We start from the raw sequence: 14,186 nt of genomic DNA, 5'->3' as shown, positions 1-14,186 counted from the left end.
TTTGAGCAACCTGCGGCTAGCTTCCTAGTTTGCTCTTTGATTTTCATTGAGTATGAGTTTAACGGTTGTCAATTTTCTCTGGATAAAGGTCGTGTTGGAAGAGGCGTTGTTCTGCCAAGCCATCATACTTAGTTCCAGGCTTACCGTAGTTGTAGTAGGGGTCAATTGAGATGCCACCGCGCGGAGTGAATTTTCCCCAGACTTCTAAATAGCGAGGGTCTAGCAAGTTGACCAAGTCTTTCCCGATGGTGTTGATACAGTTTTCGTGGAAATCTCCGTGGTTTCGGTAGCTAAAGAGGTAGAGTTTGAGGGATTTTGACTCGACACAGAGCTTGTCAGGGATGTAGGAAATATAAATGGTCGCAAAGTCTGGCTGAGCAGTGATCGGACAAAGTGAGGTGAATTCAGGGCAGTTGAATTTGATGAAATAGTCATTTTCCACATGACGATTGTCAAAGGATTCGAGGACCTCTGGTTGATATTCGAAAATGTAGTTGGTTTCTTTGTTGCCTAGTAGGCTTAGGTTTTTCAATTCTTCTTGTTGTGACATGATTTTTTCTTTCTAATCTTAAACACCGCGTTGGTTGTCGTAGAGGAGGGTATGTAGTTGAGGAAGGACGCGGACATTGCCCCAGCTATCGTCAGTAGCGACACGTTCCCAGAGTTCTTTGAGGCGGTCCAGTTGGTCTTGGACAATATTACCTGTAGCTTTTGGCTCAGGATTTCCAGCTGATAAGAAGAGAACATCTGGTTGGTAGCGCTCTTGAATGACTTTAGCAAAGGCCAAATCCGCATCATCAAAGACAGGGATTTTAAAGGTGACCTTGTCTGGATCAAGTTGGGAAACGATAAAGTCCAGGGTCTCAAAGTTGACTTCCATCTTGGATGAAGGAGGTTTGGGACTTAGAGTGACCTGGTCGATGTCTTTTAACCAATTTTGCCAGCGGGAGCCTTGGGTCTCAACAGCCAGAGTGACACCACGTTCCTTGAGCTTGGTTACTAGCTCAGCCATGTTGGCTGCTAGGATAGCAGGATTTCCCCCAGATAGGGTGACGTAGTCGTAGCTCCCTAATTTATCCAAGGCAGCAATGACTTCGTCAGCTGTCATACGAGTTGGCTTTTCAGAACCATCCCAAGTAAAGGCAGAGTCGCACCAGTCGCAGTGGTAGTCGCAACCAGCAGTGCGGACAAACATGGTTTTCTGCCCAATAGCACGGCCTTCACCTTGAAAGGTAGGACCAAAAATTTCCAAAACTGGTAGTTTGAGGACACGTTCCCTAGTCATCTAACCACTCCCGTCTAAACTCTGCAAAGGCAGTAGGAGTTTCATAGAGGCGAACGTATTCTAAACGAAGACCTCGTTCATCTGGTAACTCTTGATTCATGGTTTGGAAAATCCAGTAAACCATATTTTCAGCGGTTGTATTCATATAGGGCAGGGTTTCATTGAGATAGCGATGATCTAAGTGGGGCTCTAAGTAGTTCTTGTAGATAGCTTTGATATCTCCGAAATCGTAGGTCATGCCACGTTCATCTAAAAATCCACTGACAGCAATCTGCAAATGATAGGTGTGACCATGCAGGGATTTGCATTTTCCCTCATAGTGAAAGAGGTGGTGGGCAGCGTCAAAGGTAAATTCTTTTGATACCAAGGTTCTGTGAGGATTGTAGACAAGAGACTCCCCGGTTTCCTGTTTGATTTCTTTGGGTGCAAAAAACATTAGGCCTCTCCTTTCTGTGAGAGATAAACATCTAACCCATGTTGACGTAGATGGCAGGCTGGACAATTTCCACAGCCACTTCCGATAATTCCGTTGTAGCAGGTTACAGTTTTTTTACGAACATAGTCAAAGGCACCGAGTTGGTCGGCTAATTCCCATGTTTCAGCCTTGTCTAGCCACATGAGAGGTGTTTGGATAACAAAGTCGTAATCCATGGCAAGGTTGAGGGTAACATTAAGGGATTTGACAAAGACATCTCGACAATCGGGGTAGCCTGAGAAGTCTGTCTCGCAGACACCTGTCACGATATCTTTAATGCCCCGTTGCTTAGCAAGAACAGCCGCAAAGGATAGAAAGAGGTGGTTGCGACCGTCAACAAAGGTATTGGGAACCTCTCCCTCTTTTTGCTCAATTTCCAAATCAGAGGTCAGGGCATTTTCAGTGATTTGCCCCAGCAGAGACATATCTAGGATATGATGACGAATCCCCTGTTCCTTAGCGATTTCTCTAGCAACTTGAATTTCGAGATGATGGCGTTGACCGTAGGCAAAGGTAACGGCTTCGACCGTTTCATAGTGTTCTTTAGCCCAAAAGAGGCAGGTTGTAGAATCTTGACCGCCGCTAAAGACGACCAAGGCTGATTGATGTTTCATAGTACTCCTTCCAAAATGGGAAATGTTCAGAGCACGCAAAAAGCTCCCTTGAGGGAGCTAAAAAATACCAAGTAGAGGTTTTTTTTAGCGATGGCATGTCCCAAACATCGTAATATTCTACCTACAGTTTAGCATATTTTTTGAAAAATGGCAAAGGGCAAGAAAAAAGAGACCAAAGAAAGTAATTGGTCTCTAATGTGATTAGCTCAATTCAGCAACGATGGCCTTGATTTGTTCTGCTGTGTGAACACCAGCAACTTGTTTGACAACTTGGCCGTCTTTTTTGAAGAGAAGGGTTGGGATAGACATGATTCCAAAAGCACGAGCTGTGTTTGGATTTTCATCAACGTCCATTTTAACGATTTTCAAGACATCTTCTGAAAGTTCTTCAGACAATTTGTCCAAGATTGGACCTTGCATACGACATGGACCACACCAAGTTGCCCAAAAGTCTACCAAGACCAAACCGTCTTTTGTTTCTTGTTCGAATGTTGCATCTGTAATTGCTTTTGCCATTGTATTTCTCCTTTTTTTAGTTATATTGGCTTAAATCTTGTTTCTTGAGATAGAAGAAGATATCTCCATAAGTTCCATGATAGTCCAAATCATGACCGTTGTAAGTTAATTTTTGGACAGGGTAGTAGTCTGCGACGCCGATAAGGCAAGCTTGTTGTGAACGATCAAAATCTGCATAAGATTCGAAAGTCACAGTTCTTTCGTTCTTGCTGGCATCTAGATAGGTAATTTCAATCATTTTTAAAACTCCTTTGTTTAATGATGACTTTATTTTACTCCTTGTAAAAGAGAATGTCAAGAAAAATGATTGCGCACGCAACTTTTTTTCTAAAATCATCTTAAACCAAGAAATCCAAACCAGTTTCCAAGCTTTCTTCGACAGCCTTTTGTAGAGAGGCCAGTGTCTTTTGCCCATCACCTGTCAGGCAGATAAAACTAGAGCGTCGATCTTGATCACAACACCTGCGACTAAGTAGACCGCAATTTTTGGCTTCCAAGCGAGCCACCATCCGAGAAACAGCGCTCGGGCTCAGATGAAGCTTATCTGGCAGGTCAATCTGGCGTAGAGATTTTTCTTGGGCCAAGTCCAGATAGTAGAGCAGGTAGAACTCTTTCAAGGTCAGACTTTGCTCGCTCTGCTGGGCAATAGTCTCTTCCAAGAGGCTTTCAATTTCTTTCTGACGCCGATTGAAGTCAAACCATTTTTCCAAATAGGTCATAGTATCTCCTTTCTTTTTAGAGTTATAGCATAGAAGAATGTCCATTCTCGGACAGTCTCTGCATCACAAGATGATTGCGCATGCAATGATTATACTACTTTTCAAGAAAGCTGGCAAGAAGGACGCTGGCATCTTTTATCCTAAATCATGCCTGTTTTCCCAAGTCAAGAATTGTTTGTATCCCCTTTCTTCTCAAACTTTCATCAACTCTTGTGCATTTCCTTGAAATTTTCTGAAAAAAGAGTAAACTGGTATGCAAGAAGTCTATTTCGTGGAGTTTAGGATGAAATTATATGTTCAATTAATGATTCTCTTTGTGATTTCTCTAATCGGTGAGGGAATCTCCAGTTTCTTTCATTTGCCTATTCCAGGCAGTATTATCGGTTTGATTATTCTCTTTCTAGCCCTACAATTCAAGTGGCTGAGAACTAGGCATGTCAATATGGTGGGGAATTTCTTGCTGGCTAATATGACCATTCTCTTTTTGCCACCAGCAGTGGGAATCATGGAAAAGTTTGATGTGATTGCTCCTTATCTTTTGCCCATCGTCTTGATTGTCTTTTTTGCAGCAGTTATCAATATTATCCTCATAGCCTTGGTAGTTCAGTTCATCAAGAGACGGTTTGAGGGAGATTATGAGAAAGGAGATGCCAAATGAGTGAATTTGTTTCCAATCCCCTATTTGGGCTTGCCTTGTCTATCCTAGCTTATCTAGTGGGAATGTTGATTTACAGACGTTTTCCCCATCCTTTGACAACGCCCTTGCTTTTGTCAGCTGTTTTCATTATTATCTTTCTAAAGGCGACGGGTATTTCTTACCAGGATTACTACCAAGGTGGTGTTTATCTGAACAACTTGATTGTTCCATCGACCGTGGCTCTGGGGATTCCGCTTTATAAGAGTTTTCACTTGATGAAGCACCATGCACGGAGTATTCTCTTTGGTAGTCTGTTAGCAGTAGTTGTCAATACCTCTTTCACAGCCCTTGTAGCTAAGATTTTTGGAATGGACTTTTTCCTAGCCATTTCTCTCTTTCCGAAGTCAGTGACAACCGCCATGGCAGTGGGAATTACAGAAAAATTGCAAGGTCTGACGACCGTGACCTTGGTGGTTGTAGTGGCGACTGGGATTTTAACCAGTGTCATCGGCCCAACCCTCTTGAAGTGGTTGAAAATTGATGACCCAGTAGCTGTTGGTCTTTCCCTTGGAGGAACAGGTCATGCTGTCGGAACGGGAACAGCCTTTCGATACGGTTCTGTAGCAGGAGCTATGGGTGGTTTGGCTATCGGTGTTACCGGTATTCTCTATGTCTTTGTCAGCCCTATTGTAGCCAGCTTGATATTGAGTTAAAAAGCAAGGAATTTTGGTTCCTTGCTTTTTAAAATCGTATTTTATAGAATATTACTTTCCTTTTCGTAAGTGAATGACTTGGTCATAGTGTTTTAAGTCTTCTTCCGTGTAGTGGTGAATGACTTCAATGACTGTTTGAGGTAGGGAGAAGAGCAAGTCGCTAATTTTTCTGCTATTTTCCGAGTCAAGATTGGCCTTAATCTCATCTGCTAAGATGAGTTGGCTATCATGGTAGAGGGCTCGAGCGATTTCGAGGCGTTGTTTCTCGCCACCAGACAGACTATCATTGCTGAGCGTTCGATTTTTCAAATGTTCTAATCCTGTTTTTTTGAGGATATGATTTAAAGTCTCTGGATTTTTATCTAGTCCTAGAAGGATATTGTCGTCCAGAGATAGCGTGTCAAAGTAATGGCTATCTTGGAGGATATAGGAACTAAAGCTTGTGATTTCTTGACGTGACAGGTTTTGACCAGCAAAGCTAATCTGACCACTTGTTGGTGTCTCTTCTCCATGAATGATATTGAGCAAGGTTGTCTTACCAGAGCCACTTTCCCCGATAATGGCAATTTTTTCTCCTTGCTTGATGTGTATGGAAATCGGAGATAAGAGGATATTCCCATCTTTTTCTAGGGAGATGCTGTCAAGTTGGATAGGGAAAATGTTTTCTATGATTCTAGGCAAGATGGCATCAGACTGGCCCAAAAGTTTTTGGTATTTGTTGAGAAGAGTTCGAGTCGCTTTTCGGGTGTTGGTAAAGTAAGCCAACTCTTGGAATTGATAGCCGATATTATAGGAAACTAGATAGATGGCCACAAAACTCGCCGCATCTAAATAATTATAGTAGGTCATAAAGCCACCGATGACGATTGGTGTGACAGAACAAAAGGCATCGATGCTATTGATCAAGAGACTGTTTAAAGTTCGTTGCTTTTCATAGTTAATTTCGGTATCTAGACTGGTTTGTAATTGCTTTTGGTAGCGAGTAAAAAAGAAATCTTGCCCCTGATAATGGCGAATTTGTTGGTTACCACCAATAAAATTTGTCAAGCTTGCTAAGTAGCTCTGGTTAACAGTGGACCGCTTTTCAGAAAGTGAATCCAAACGCTTTGATCCGATAGCACTGCAGAGGACAGGAAAGGAGTAGAAGAGGATGAAAATCAAGCCCAAGTAAAAATTGGTCCATAGGGCATAGAGAATGGACACAGTTGTGAAGCCAAGAGAAGAAATGATGATGACCGTTGGCTCAATATAGTTTTCTTCTAGTTGCTTGACGTCGTTTTCTAGGTCAGACAAAATATCCTTTTCATCAATCTCATAACTGTTTAAAAATCGCTTGAAAATAGCACTCTTGATTCCATATTTGAAGTCAGTAATCAAACGAGCGTAGTAATAGCGTTTCCCAGCCAAACCTAGTAAGAGAGTGAGATTACCAAGTATTCCTAGAATTAATACTTTCCAAAGAAGGCCTAGTTCTTGATTGGTAAAACTAGCAACAATATTTTGAACAAGGGCTGGTGTGATAATCGCTTCCAGCCAAGTAATGGCAATAGAAAAGAAGTAAAGTACGAGGTGCTTCTTAGTAACAAATCTTTTCAGCATAAAGAGTTGACCTCCTTATAGATATACATGTAATCAGTTTTAAAGTCATTATACTCCTTTTTATTAAATACTTCATATAAAAATGTAAATCTTGAGGTCGAAAAAAGCCTAGCGAGTTATTGTCGCTAGACTCTAAGATTATTGCAAATTAACCTTATTTCTCAAAATATAGTAGGTTCCGAGATAAAAGATAGCTATGAAAATGAGTTCTTCAACAATGCCTACGCTTGCTCCCATATAGAAATTATCATTGAATCCTGCAAGTGAATTGACATAGAAGTTCGTACTGGTATTGAAGAAGACTTCTACAAATCCAATGACGATTTGGATACCGATATAAGCTACAATGGCTAGTGCGGTACGGTATTCATTGAACAGTTGTCCGATGGAAATAGCCAAGTAGATGCAGAGGATTCCTGAGATGGTATTTAGTAGGAAGGATACCCCCATAAGAGAGAGTTGAGGAAGGAATGTTCCTACAAGTGGAATCAACTCAGAATTTGATATCCATTCTGGAACCGTTATGGTAACAATAATAAAAGCGCTTAGAGCTAGTACAGTGGAGCTAAGGATAGACCAAATGAAGGCTCCAACTAATTTGGCTGTGATGATATGGTGTTCAGAAACTGGCAAGGTCAAGGTCAGATAGCCTTGTCGGTCATAGACACTACCTTTGAATCGTTTAATAATCAAGAAAATGGTTGAAATCCCAAGTGTAATCATCAATCCACCAAAGACGAGAGCCAGAAAGAAAAGTAAGACAGGTTGGCTATCTTTGAAAGATACATAATTATAATAGTGTCCTTGCATTCCTATGGGAACGGAAAGAACTAGCACGGCAGCGTAAAGGGCTAAATACCACTTGTTAACATTTTTAAATTCGTAGCGAACTAAATTCCAAAACATAATAATCTCCTTTGCTTAGGCCTTAAATTCCTGACGGAAGAGTTGGTCAATGGATTCACCAGACTCATAGCGAATATCATCTACATTTCCTTGACGGACGACTTTTCCATCTTTGAGGAAGACAATTTCATCTAAGATTGGCTCGATATCAGAAATTAAGTGGGTAGAAATCAAAACGGTAGAAGTTGGGGAGTAGTTGTTGATAATGGTATTGAGGATATACTCACGGGCTGCTGGATCCACCCCACCAATGGGTTCATCCAAAACATAGAGACGAGCATCACGGCTCATAACCAAAATCAGTTGGACCTTTTCCTTGTTTCCTTTTGATAGTTTCTTGAGACGACTATTTTCATCAATACCGAGGTCAGCAAGAAGATGATGGGCACGTTCAAGATTGAAATCTTTATAGAAGGTCTTGAAGTAGGTTAGGGCTTCTTTGACCTTCATTTGCTCATTGAGATAGGTCGTATCTGGCAAATAAGCTACGATAGCCTTGGTTGCTGGGCTTGGGTCCATATCGTTGATAAGGACACGTCCTTGATCTGGTTGTAAGAGGCCATTGATGAGTTTAATCAAGGTTGTTTTTCCTGAGCCGTTTGGGCCGAGGAGACCGACAATTTTTCCAGCTGGGATGTCAAGAGAAACATTTTCAAGGGCTGGGGTTGCTCCATAAGATTTGGATACATTTTCAAATGCTAGTAATGACATAGGCTTAAACTCCTTTAATATAATCGCCGACTACGCCTGGTAGTTCTTCTTTTTCATAGCCAAAATGGGTCATGGAGGAAACGAAGTGTTCCAATTCTTCTTCCGATAATTGTTTGCGCGATTGGGCGATTAGCTCCTTATCCTCAGTCACAAATCGTCCAGTTGTTCGCTTACTGTAGACAAATCCTTCTCGTTCAAGGTCTGATAAGGCTCTTTGGATGGTGTTTGGATTGACACCAGCCTCGCTAGCCAGCTCTCGCACGGTTGGAAGTTGTTGATTGGGTTCCAGTGTATGGGAAACAATCTGAAGCTTGATTTTCTCCATAATCTGTAAATAGATGGGTTTTTTGTTGTCAAATGTCCAGGACATCTTGGTCTCCTTTCTTTTATCCTTTTGTCTTAATTAAATAATACAACGAAACAAAAAACTTGTCAAGCAAAAAGAAGAATTGTTTTGGGAATCGCTTAAAAAATGGTATAATGAAAAGAAAACGATAAGGAGGGAAAGGATGCGTTGTCCAAAATGTGGGGCTACCAAGTCAAGTGTTATCGATAGTCGCCAAGCAGAAGAAGGGAACACCATTCGTAGAAGACGTGAGTGCGACGAATGCCAGCACCGTTTTACAACCTACGAACGGGTAGAAGAAAGAACCTTAGTGGTTGTTAAAAAAGATGGCACACGGGAACAGTTCTCCAGAGATAAAATCTTTAATGGGATTATCCGCTCAGCCCAGAAACGTCCTGTGTCAAGTGATGAAATCAACATGGTAGTCAATCGTATCGAACAGAAACTCCGTGGTCGAAATGAAAATGAAATTCAAAGTGAGGACATTGGTTCACTCGTCATGGAGGAGTTGGCTGAGTTAGATGAGATTACCTATGTGCGTTTTGCCAGTGTCTATCGTAGTTTTAAGGATGTGAGTGAGTTAGAGAGCCTGCTCCAACAAATCACCCAGTCCTCTAAAAAGAAAAAGGAAAGATAAATGAAGCCAATTGACCGTTTTTCTTATCTAAAGAATAATCGGGTGTCGCAAGATACCTCATCTCTGGTACAGTGCTACCTCCCGATTATCGGTCAGGAGGCACTGAGCCTTTATCTTTATACCATCAGTTTTTGGGATAATGGCAGAAAGGAATACCTTTTTTCAAGCATTCTCAATCATCTCAATTTTGGGATGGATAGACTGATAAAAGCCCTGAAAATCCTATCTGCTTTTAATCTCTTGACCCTCTATCAAAAGGGTGATACCTATCAGATAGTTATCCATGCTCCTCTTTCAAGTCAAGACTTCTTGGAACATCCTGTTTATCGCAGACTTTTGGAGAAAAAAATTGGCGATGCAGCTGTGGAGGATTTGAAAGTTGAGAGTGCTGAGGGAGAAGAAATACCTGTCTCACTCAATCAAGTCTTTCCAGACTTGGCAGAACTGGGAAGTCAAGAAGACCTTGGTCTCAAGAAGAAAGTGGCCAACGATTTTGACTTGGACCATTTTCGTCAGCTTATGGCTCGAGATGGGCTTCGTTTTGCGGATGAGCAGTCCGATGTCTTAAACCTCTTTGCCATTGCCGAGGAGAAGAAATGGACTTGGTTTGAGACCTATCAACTGGCTAAGTCAACAGCTGTTTCCCAGGTTATTTCAACCAAACGCATGCGGGAAAAAATCGCTCAAAAACCTGTTTCCTCTGACTTTAGTCCTAAGGAAGTGACCATTATCAAAGAAGCCAAAAGTAAAACTGCCCTGCAGTTCTTGGCAGAAATCAAGCAAACACGCAAGGGAACCATTACCCAAACAGAAAGAGAACTCTTGCAACAGATGGCTGGCTTGGGCTTGCTGGACGAAGTCATCAATATCATTCTCTTGTTGACCTTTAATAAGGTGGATTCGGCAAATATCAATGAGAAATATGCCATGAAAGTAGCCAATGATTACGCCTATCAAAAGATTCATTCGGCAGAAGAGGCAGTCTTGCGCATCCGTGAGAGAGGGCAGAAGAGCCAGGCTCAAAAGGCTAGTACCCCTAGTCCTACCAAGTCCAATGTACCCAAGTGGAGCAATCCAGATTATAAGAATGAAACCAGCGAGGAAACTCGTCTGGAACTAGAACGTAAGAAACAAGAACTATTAGCTCGATTAGAAAAAGGAGGAGATTAGATGGAAAGTGTCGGAGACGTACTCAAGCGTCAACCCAGCCGTTTTCATTATCAAGATTTGGTCCAGAAAATCATGAAGGACCCTGATGTTGCGGCCTTTATCCAGCAAGAATCCTTGACTCCAGAGGAATTGAATCGCAGTATCTCCAAGTTTAATCAGTACATCACCGAGAGAGACAAGTTTCTACGTGGGGATACGGATTATATTGCCAAAGGATACAAGCCGATTTTGGTTATGAATCATGGCTATGCAGATGTTTCATATGAAGAAACTCCTGAACTAATCGCGGCGGAAAAAGAAGCGGCTATTAAGAACCGTCTCAAGTTAATCAATCTGCCAGCCAGTCTCAAGCAAGCTAGTTTAGCTCAAGTTGACTTGGATGATTTGGGGCGCTTGCCAGTTTTTGAAAAGCTATTAGCCTTCGTGGAGCAATATCCAGCTATTCGAAAAGGTCTTTACTTGTATGGAGACTTTGGTGTGGGAAAAAGTTTCATGGAGGCTGCCCTAGCCCATGATTTATCAGAAAAACGTGGTGTTTCATCCACTCTCCTCCACTATCCTAGCTTTGTCATTGATGTCAAAAATGCAATCGGTGATGGTAATGTTAAGACCTTGGTGGATGAGATTAAGCTTTCTGAAGTCCTGATTTTAGATGACATTGGTGCCGAGCAATCAACAGCTTGGGTACGTGATGAAATCCTGCAAGTCATTCTTCAATATCGGATGCAGGAAAATTTACCGACCTTTTTCACATCCAACTTCAACTTTGAAGAATTGGAGCAGCATTTCGCTAAAGGGAAGCATGGAAATGACGAAACCTGGGAAGCCAGACGCGTCATGGAACGCATCCGTTATTTGGCTGAGGAGACTCGTTTAGAAGGAGTAAACCGTCGATGACAGAAACAATCAAATTAATGAAGTCTCATACTTCAGTACGCAGATTTAAGGAGCAAACCCTTCCTCAGGAAGATTTGACTGAAATCCTGACAGCAGCCCAAATGGCCTCGTCTTGGAAGAATTTTCAATCCTACTCTGTGATCGTGGTACGAAGTCAAGAGAAGAAAGATGCCTTGTATGAATTGGTGCCTCAAGAAGCCATTCGCCAGTCTGCTGTTTTCCTTCTCTTTGTCGGAGATTTGAACCGTGCAGAAAAAGGAGCACGACTCCATACGGATTCATTCCAACCCCAAGGTGTGGAAGGCCTCTTGATTAGTTCGGTCGATGCAGCTCTTGCTGGTCAAAATGCCCTGCTGGCAGCTGAAAGTTTGGGCTATGGAGGTGTCATCATTGGCTTGGTGCGTTACAAGTCAGAAGAAGTAGCAGAGCTCTTTAACCTGCCTGTCTACACCTATCCTGTCTTTGGGATGGCACTAGGTTTACCAAATGAAGAACACGAAGTCAAACCTCGCTTGCCTTTGAATCAAGTGGTTTTTGAGGAAGAATATCAGGAACAAACAGTTGATGTGATTGAGGCTTATGACCGTGTACAGGCTGACTATGCTGGGGCGCGTGCGACCACAAGCTGGAGTCAGCGCTTAGCAGAACAGTTTGGTCAAGCTGAACCAAGCTCAACAAGAAAAAATCTTGAACAGAAGAAGTTATTGTAGAAAGTGAGAAATTATGGCCCTACCAACTATTGCCATTGTAGGACGTCCCAATGTTGGGAAATCAACCCTATTTAATCGGATCGCTGGTGAGCGAATCTCCATTGTAGAAGATGTCGAAGGAGTGACACGTGACCGTATCTATGCAACGGGTGAGTGGCTTAATCGTTCCTTTAGCATGATTGATACAGGAGGAATCGATGATGTCGATGCTCCTTTCATGGAACAAATCAAGCACCAGGCAGAAATTGCCATGGAAGAAGCAGATGTTATCGTCTTTGTCGTGTCCGGTAAGGAAGGAATTACCGATGCAGACGAATACGTAGCTCGTAAGCTTTATAAGACCCACAAACCAGTTATCCTCGCGGTTAACAAGGTGGACAACCCTGAGATGCGAAATGATATCTATGATTTTTATGCCCTCGGTTTGGGCGAACCACTGCCTATCTCATCTGTCCATGGTATCGGTACAGGGGATGTGCTAGACGCCATCGTAGAAAATCTTCCAAATGAATATGAAGAAGAAAATCCAGATGTCATTAAGTTTAGCTTGATTGGTCGTCCTAACGTCGGAAAATCAAGCTTGATTAACGCTATCTTGGGAGAAGACCGTGTCATTGCCAGTCCTGTTGCTGGAACAACTCGTGACGCCATTGATACCCACTTTACAGATACAGATGGCCAAGAGTTTACCATGATTGATACAGCTGGTATGCGTAAGTCTGGTAAGGTTTATGAAAATACCGAGAAATATTCTGTCATGCGTGCCATGCGTGCTATTGACCGTTCAGATGTGGTCTTAATGGTCATCAATGCGGAAGAAGGCATTCGTGAATACGATAAGCGTATCGCAGGATTTGCCCATGAAGCTGGTAAAGGAATGATTATCGTGGTCAATAAGTGGGATACACTTGAAAAAGACAACCACACTATGAAAAACTGGGAAGAAGATATCCGTGAGCAGTTCCAATATCTACCTTACGCACCGATTATCTTTGTATCCGCTTTGACCAAGCAACGTCTCCACAAACTTCCTGAGATGATCAAGCAAATCAGCGAAAGTCAAAACACGCGTATCCCATCAGCTGTCTTGAACGATGTGATTATGGATGCTATTGCCATCAACCCAACACCGACAGATAAAGGAAAACGTCTCAAAATTTTCTATGCAACTCAAGTGGCAACCAAGCCACCAACCTTTGTCATCTTTGTCAATGAAGAAGAACTCATGCACTTTTCTTACCTGCGTTTCTTGGAAAATCAAATCCGCAAGGCCTTTGTCTTTGAAGGAACACCAATCCATCTCATCGCAAGAAAACGTAAATAAAAAAGTAGAATCTGGAATGACATTTCCAGATTTTTTTGATAGAATGAAGGTAAAGAAAACGCTATCAAATAGAGGGGGGATGGTGATGAAACATTTGTTTAAATTGATAATCCTATTTCCCTGGTTTTACTTTTTCAGCTGGATTGAAAAGGCCAGTAGAGATAGTAAATTTTTCCCAATTTTTTCCTATTTTTACTGGTTTTACATCCCCCTCTATGCTCTTTTTAGCCTTGCTTGGACAGTTATTTCAGTTCTGTTTTTCAATATCGTCATGAGAAATTTGACAGATATCAAGTTATGGGGCATTTGGTTTCTTTTTATTCTGCTAGCTATTGGTCTGAATAGGTCAACTTATTTCTGTTTCAAAAAAATGCTTCGCTTGAGACGAGAACTAGGGAAGTCTAAAGGCGGCAAGCATTGATTTATATTAGTAATAACATTTAATAGAACGAAACTAAAGAAAACAATTTCAAAGAGGAGGTGTCGATGATGAAACTGTCCTTTAATTGGTTTCATTTGATACTCTTATTTCCTTGTTTATATTTTTTCTATTGGATGGACAATGCTGACAGAAACAGTAAAATTTTCCCCATCTTATACTATTTTTACTGGATTTATATTTCCCTTTTAGCTCTGTTTAGCATGGATATGACAATTTTTTCATTCTTATTTTTCCCTTTTGTTCTAGATTATGTATCAGATGCTAGTGATTGGGGTGTTTGGTTGCTTCTGATAGTCTTATCTCTAGGCAGTGACTGGTTAACCTATATCTTTTTCAAAAACATGTTTCGCTTGAGACGAGAACTAGGGAAGTCAAAAGGTGGAAGGTATTGATTTATACTCTTCGAAAATCAAATTCAAACCACGTCAACATCGCCTTGCCGTACTCAAGTACAGCCTGCGGCTAGTTTCCTAGTTTGCTCTTTG

General features: G+C 41.7%; 20 protein-coding genes. 9 read left to right on the top strand and 11 right to left on the bottom strand.

Going from position 1 to position 14,186, the window contains the following annotated elements:
• Positions 1-58: 58 nt before the first annotated feature.
• From queF to ADG81_RS01010, 7 genes are all read right to left on the bottom strand, one after another.
• Positions 59-550 carry a preQ(1) synthase gene (gene queF, locus ADG81_RS01040; protein WP_049550634.1) on the bottom strand — a complete coding sequence of 164 codons (492 nt, stop codon included), beginning with the start codon at positions 548-550 and terminating at the stop codon, positions 59-61.
• 18 nt (positions 551-568) lie between these two features.
• Complete coding sequence (queE, locus tag ADG81_RS01035) at positions 569-1,285, bottom strand: 7-carboxy-7-deazaguanine synthase QueE (protein ID WP_049550633.1); 717 nt, start codon at positions 1,283-1,285, stop codon at positions 569-571.
• Entirely contained in the window at positions 1,278-1,721 is a 444-nt protein-coding gene (queD, locus tag ADG81_RS01030) for a 6-carboxytetrahydropterin synthase QueD (RefSeq protein WP_000464573.1), read from the bottom strand. Before queD ends, queE begins: the two co-directional genes overlap by 8 nt.
• Positions 1,721-2,374 carry a 7-cyano-7-deazaguanine synthase QueC gene (gene queC, locus ADG81_RS01025; protein ID WP_049550632.1) on the bottom strand — a complete coding sequence of 218 codons (654 nt, stop codon included), beginning with the start codon at positions 2,372-2,374 and terminating at the stop codon, positions 1,721-1,723. Before queC ends, queD begins: the two co-directional genes overlap by 1 nt.
• A gap of 201 nt (positions 2,375-2,575) precedes the next feature.
• Entirely contained in the window at positions 2,576-2,890 is a 315-nt protein-coding gene (trxA, locus tag ADG81_RS01020) for a thioredoxin (protein WP_001029581.1), read from the bottom strand.
• A 16-nt stretch (positions 2,891-2,906) separates the two neighbouring features.
• A complete protein-coding gene (locus tag ADG81_RS01015; protein WP_049550631.1) occupies positions 2,907-3,128 on the bottom strand; it encodes a DUF4649 family protein in 222 nt (73 codons plus the stop codon).
• Positions 3,129-3,228: 100 nt separating this feature from the next.
• Positions 3,229-3,609: a MarR family winged helix-turn-helix transcriptional regulator gene (locus tag ADG81_RS01010; protein WP_020901663.1), complete on the bottom strand. Its 381-nt coding sequence runs from the start codon at positions 3,607-3,609 to the stop codon at positions 3,229-3,231.
• Positions 3,610-3,892: 283 nt separating this feature from the next.
• Here ADG81_RS01010 and ADG81_RS01005 point away from each other — a divergent pair, with 283 nt between their 5' ends.
• Positions 3,893-4,267, top strand: coding sequence for a CidA/LrgA family protein (locus ADG81_RS01005; protein WP_000781325.1), 375 nt, complete (start codon positions 3,893-3,895; stop codon positions 4,265-4,267).
• Positions 4,264-4,959, top strand: a complete 696-nt coding sequence (locus tag ADG81_RS01000; protein ID WP_001288946.1) for an LrgB family protein — start codon at positions 4,264-4,266, stop codon at positions 4,957-4,959. The genes ADG81_RS01005 and ADG81_RS01000 overlap by 4 nt, the downstream gene beginning before the upstream one ends.
• Positions 4,960-5,010: 51 nt before the next feature.
• Here the strand turns inward: ADG81_RS01000 and ADG81_RS00995 are convergent, their stop codons facing one another.
• The 4 genes from ADG81_RS00995 to ADG81_RS00980 all read right to left on the bottom strand — a co-directional run bounded on the left by ADG81_RS00995 (position 5,011) and on the right by ADG81_RS00980 (position 8,545).
• Positions 5,011-6,558: an ATP-binding cassette domain-containing protein gene (locus ADG81_RS00995; protein WP_049550630.1), complete on the bottom strand. Its 1,548-nt coding sequence runs from the start codon at positions 6,556-6,558 to the stop codon at positions 5,011-5,013.
• A gap of 138 nt (positions 6,559-6,696) precedes the next feature.
• Entirely contained in the window at positions 6,697-7,464 is a 768-nt protein-coding gene (locus tag ADG81_RS00990) for a hypothetical protein (RefSeq protein WP_049550629.1), read from the bottom strand.
• Positions 7,465-7,479: 15 nt separating this feature from the next.
• Positions 7,480-8,175, bottom strand: coding sequence for an ABC transporter ATP-binding protein (locus ADG81_RS00985; protein WP_000054197.1), 696 nt, complete (start codon positions 8,173-8,175; stop codon positions 7,480-7,482).
• Between the two features lie 4 nt (positions 8,176-8,179).
• Positions 8,180-8,545: a GntR family transcriptional regulator gene (locus ADG81_RS00980; protein ID WP_000119149.1), complete on the bottom strand. Its 366-nt coding sequence runs from the start codon at positions 8,543-8,545 to the stop codon at positions 8,180-8,182.
• A 139-nt stretch (positions 8,546-8,684) separates the two neighbouring features.
• On the opposite strand from ADG81_RS00980, the gene nrdR reads away from it, so the two are divergent.
• From nrdR to ADG81_RS09980, 7 genes are all read left to right on the top strand, one after another.
• Positions 8,685-9,158 (top strand): transcriptional regulator NrdR, encoded by a 474-nt coding sequence (nrdR, locus tag ADG81_RS00975; protein ID WP_001203672.1) that lies wholly within the window; start codon positions 8,685-8,687, stop codon positions 9,156-9,158.
• On the top strand, positions 9,159-10,328 hold the full coding sequence (locus ADG81_RS00970) for a replication initiation and membrane attachment family protein (protein WP_049550628.1): 1,170 nt from the start codon (positions 9,159-9,161) through the stop codon (positions 10,326-10,328).
• Positions 10,329-11,225 (top strand): primosomal protein DnaI, encoded by an 897-nt coding sequence (dnaI, locus tag ADG81_RS00965; protein ID WP_049550627.1) that lies wholly within the window; start codon positions 10,329-10,331, stop codon positions 11,223-11,225.
• Positions 11,222-11,935, top strand: a complete 714-nt coding sequence (locus ADG81_RS00960) for an NADPH-dependent oxidoreductase (RefSeq protein ID WP_049550626.1) — start codon at positions 11,222-11,224, stop codon at positions 11,933-11,935. The genes dnaI and ADG81_RS00960 overlap by 4 nt, the downstream gene beginning before the upstream one ends.
• A 13-nt stretch (positions 11,936-11,948) precedes the next feature.
• Complete coding sequence (der, locus tag ADG81_RS00955) at positions 11,949-13,259, top strand: ribosome biogenesis GTPase Der (protein ID WP_001207696.1); 1,311 nt, start codon at positions 11,949-11,951, stop codon at positions 13,257-13,259.
• 85 nt (positions 13,260-13,344) lie between these two features.
• Positions 13,345-13,680, top strand: coding sequence for a hypothetical protein (locus ADG81_RS00950; RefSeq protein WP_049550635.1), 336 nt, complete (start codon positions 13,345-13,347; stop codon positions 13,678-13,680).
• 65 nt (positions 13,681-13,745) lie between these two features.
• Positions 13,746-14,093: a hypothetical protein gene (locus tag ADG81_RS09980; RefSeq protein ID WP_049550625.1), complete on the top strand. Its 348-nt coding sequence runs from the start codon at positions 13,746-13,748 to the stop codon at positions 14,091-14,093.
• The last annotated feature ends 93 nt before the right edge of the window (positions 14,094-14,186 follow it).

It is taken from the genome of Streptococcus pseudopneumoniae (genome assembly GCF_001070815.1).
GTDB lineage: Bacteria > Bacillota > Bacilli > Lactobacillales > Streptococcaceae > Streptococcus > Streptococcus pseudopneumoniae_P.
This window is presented reverse-complemented; position numbering and strand designations above follow the sequence as displayed.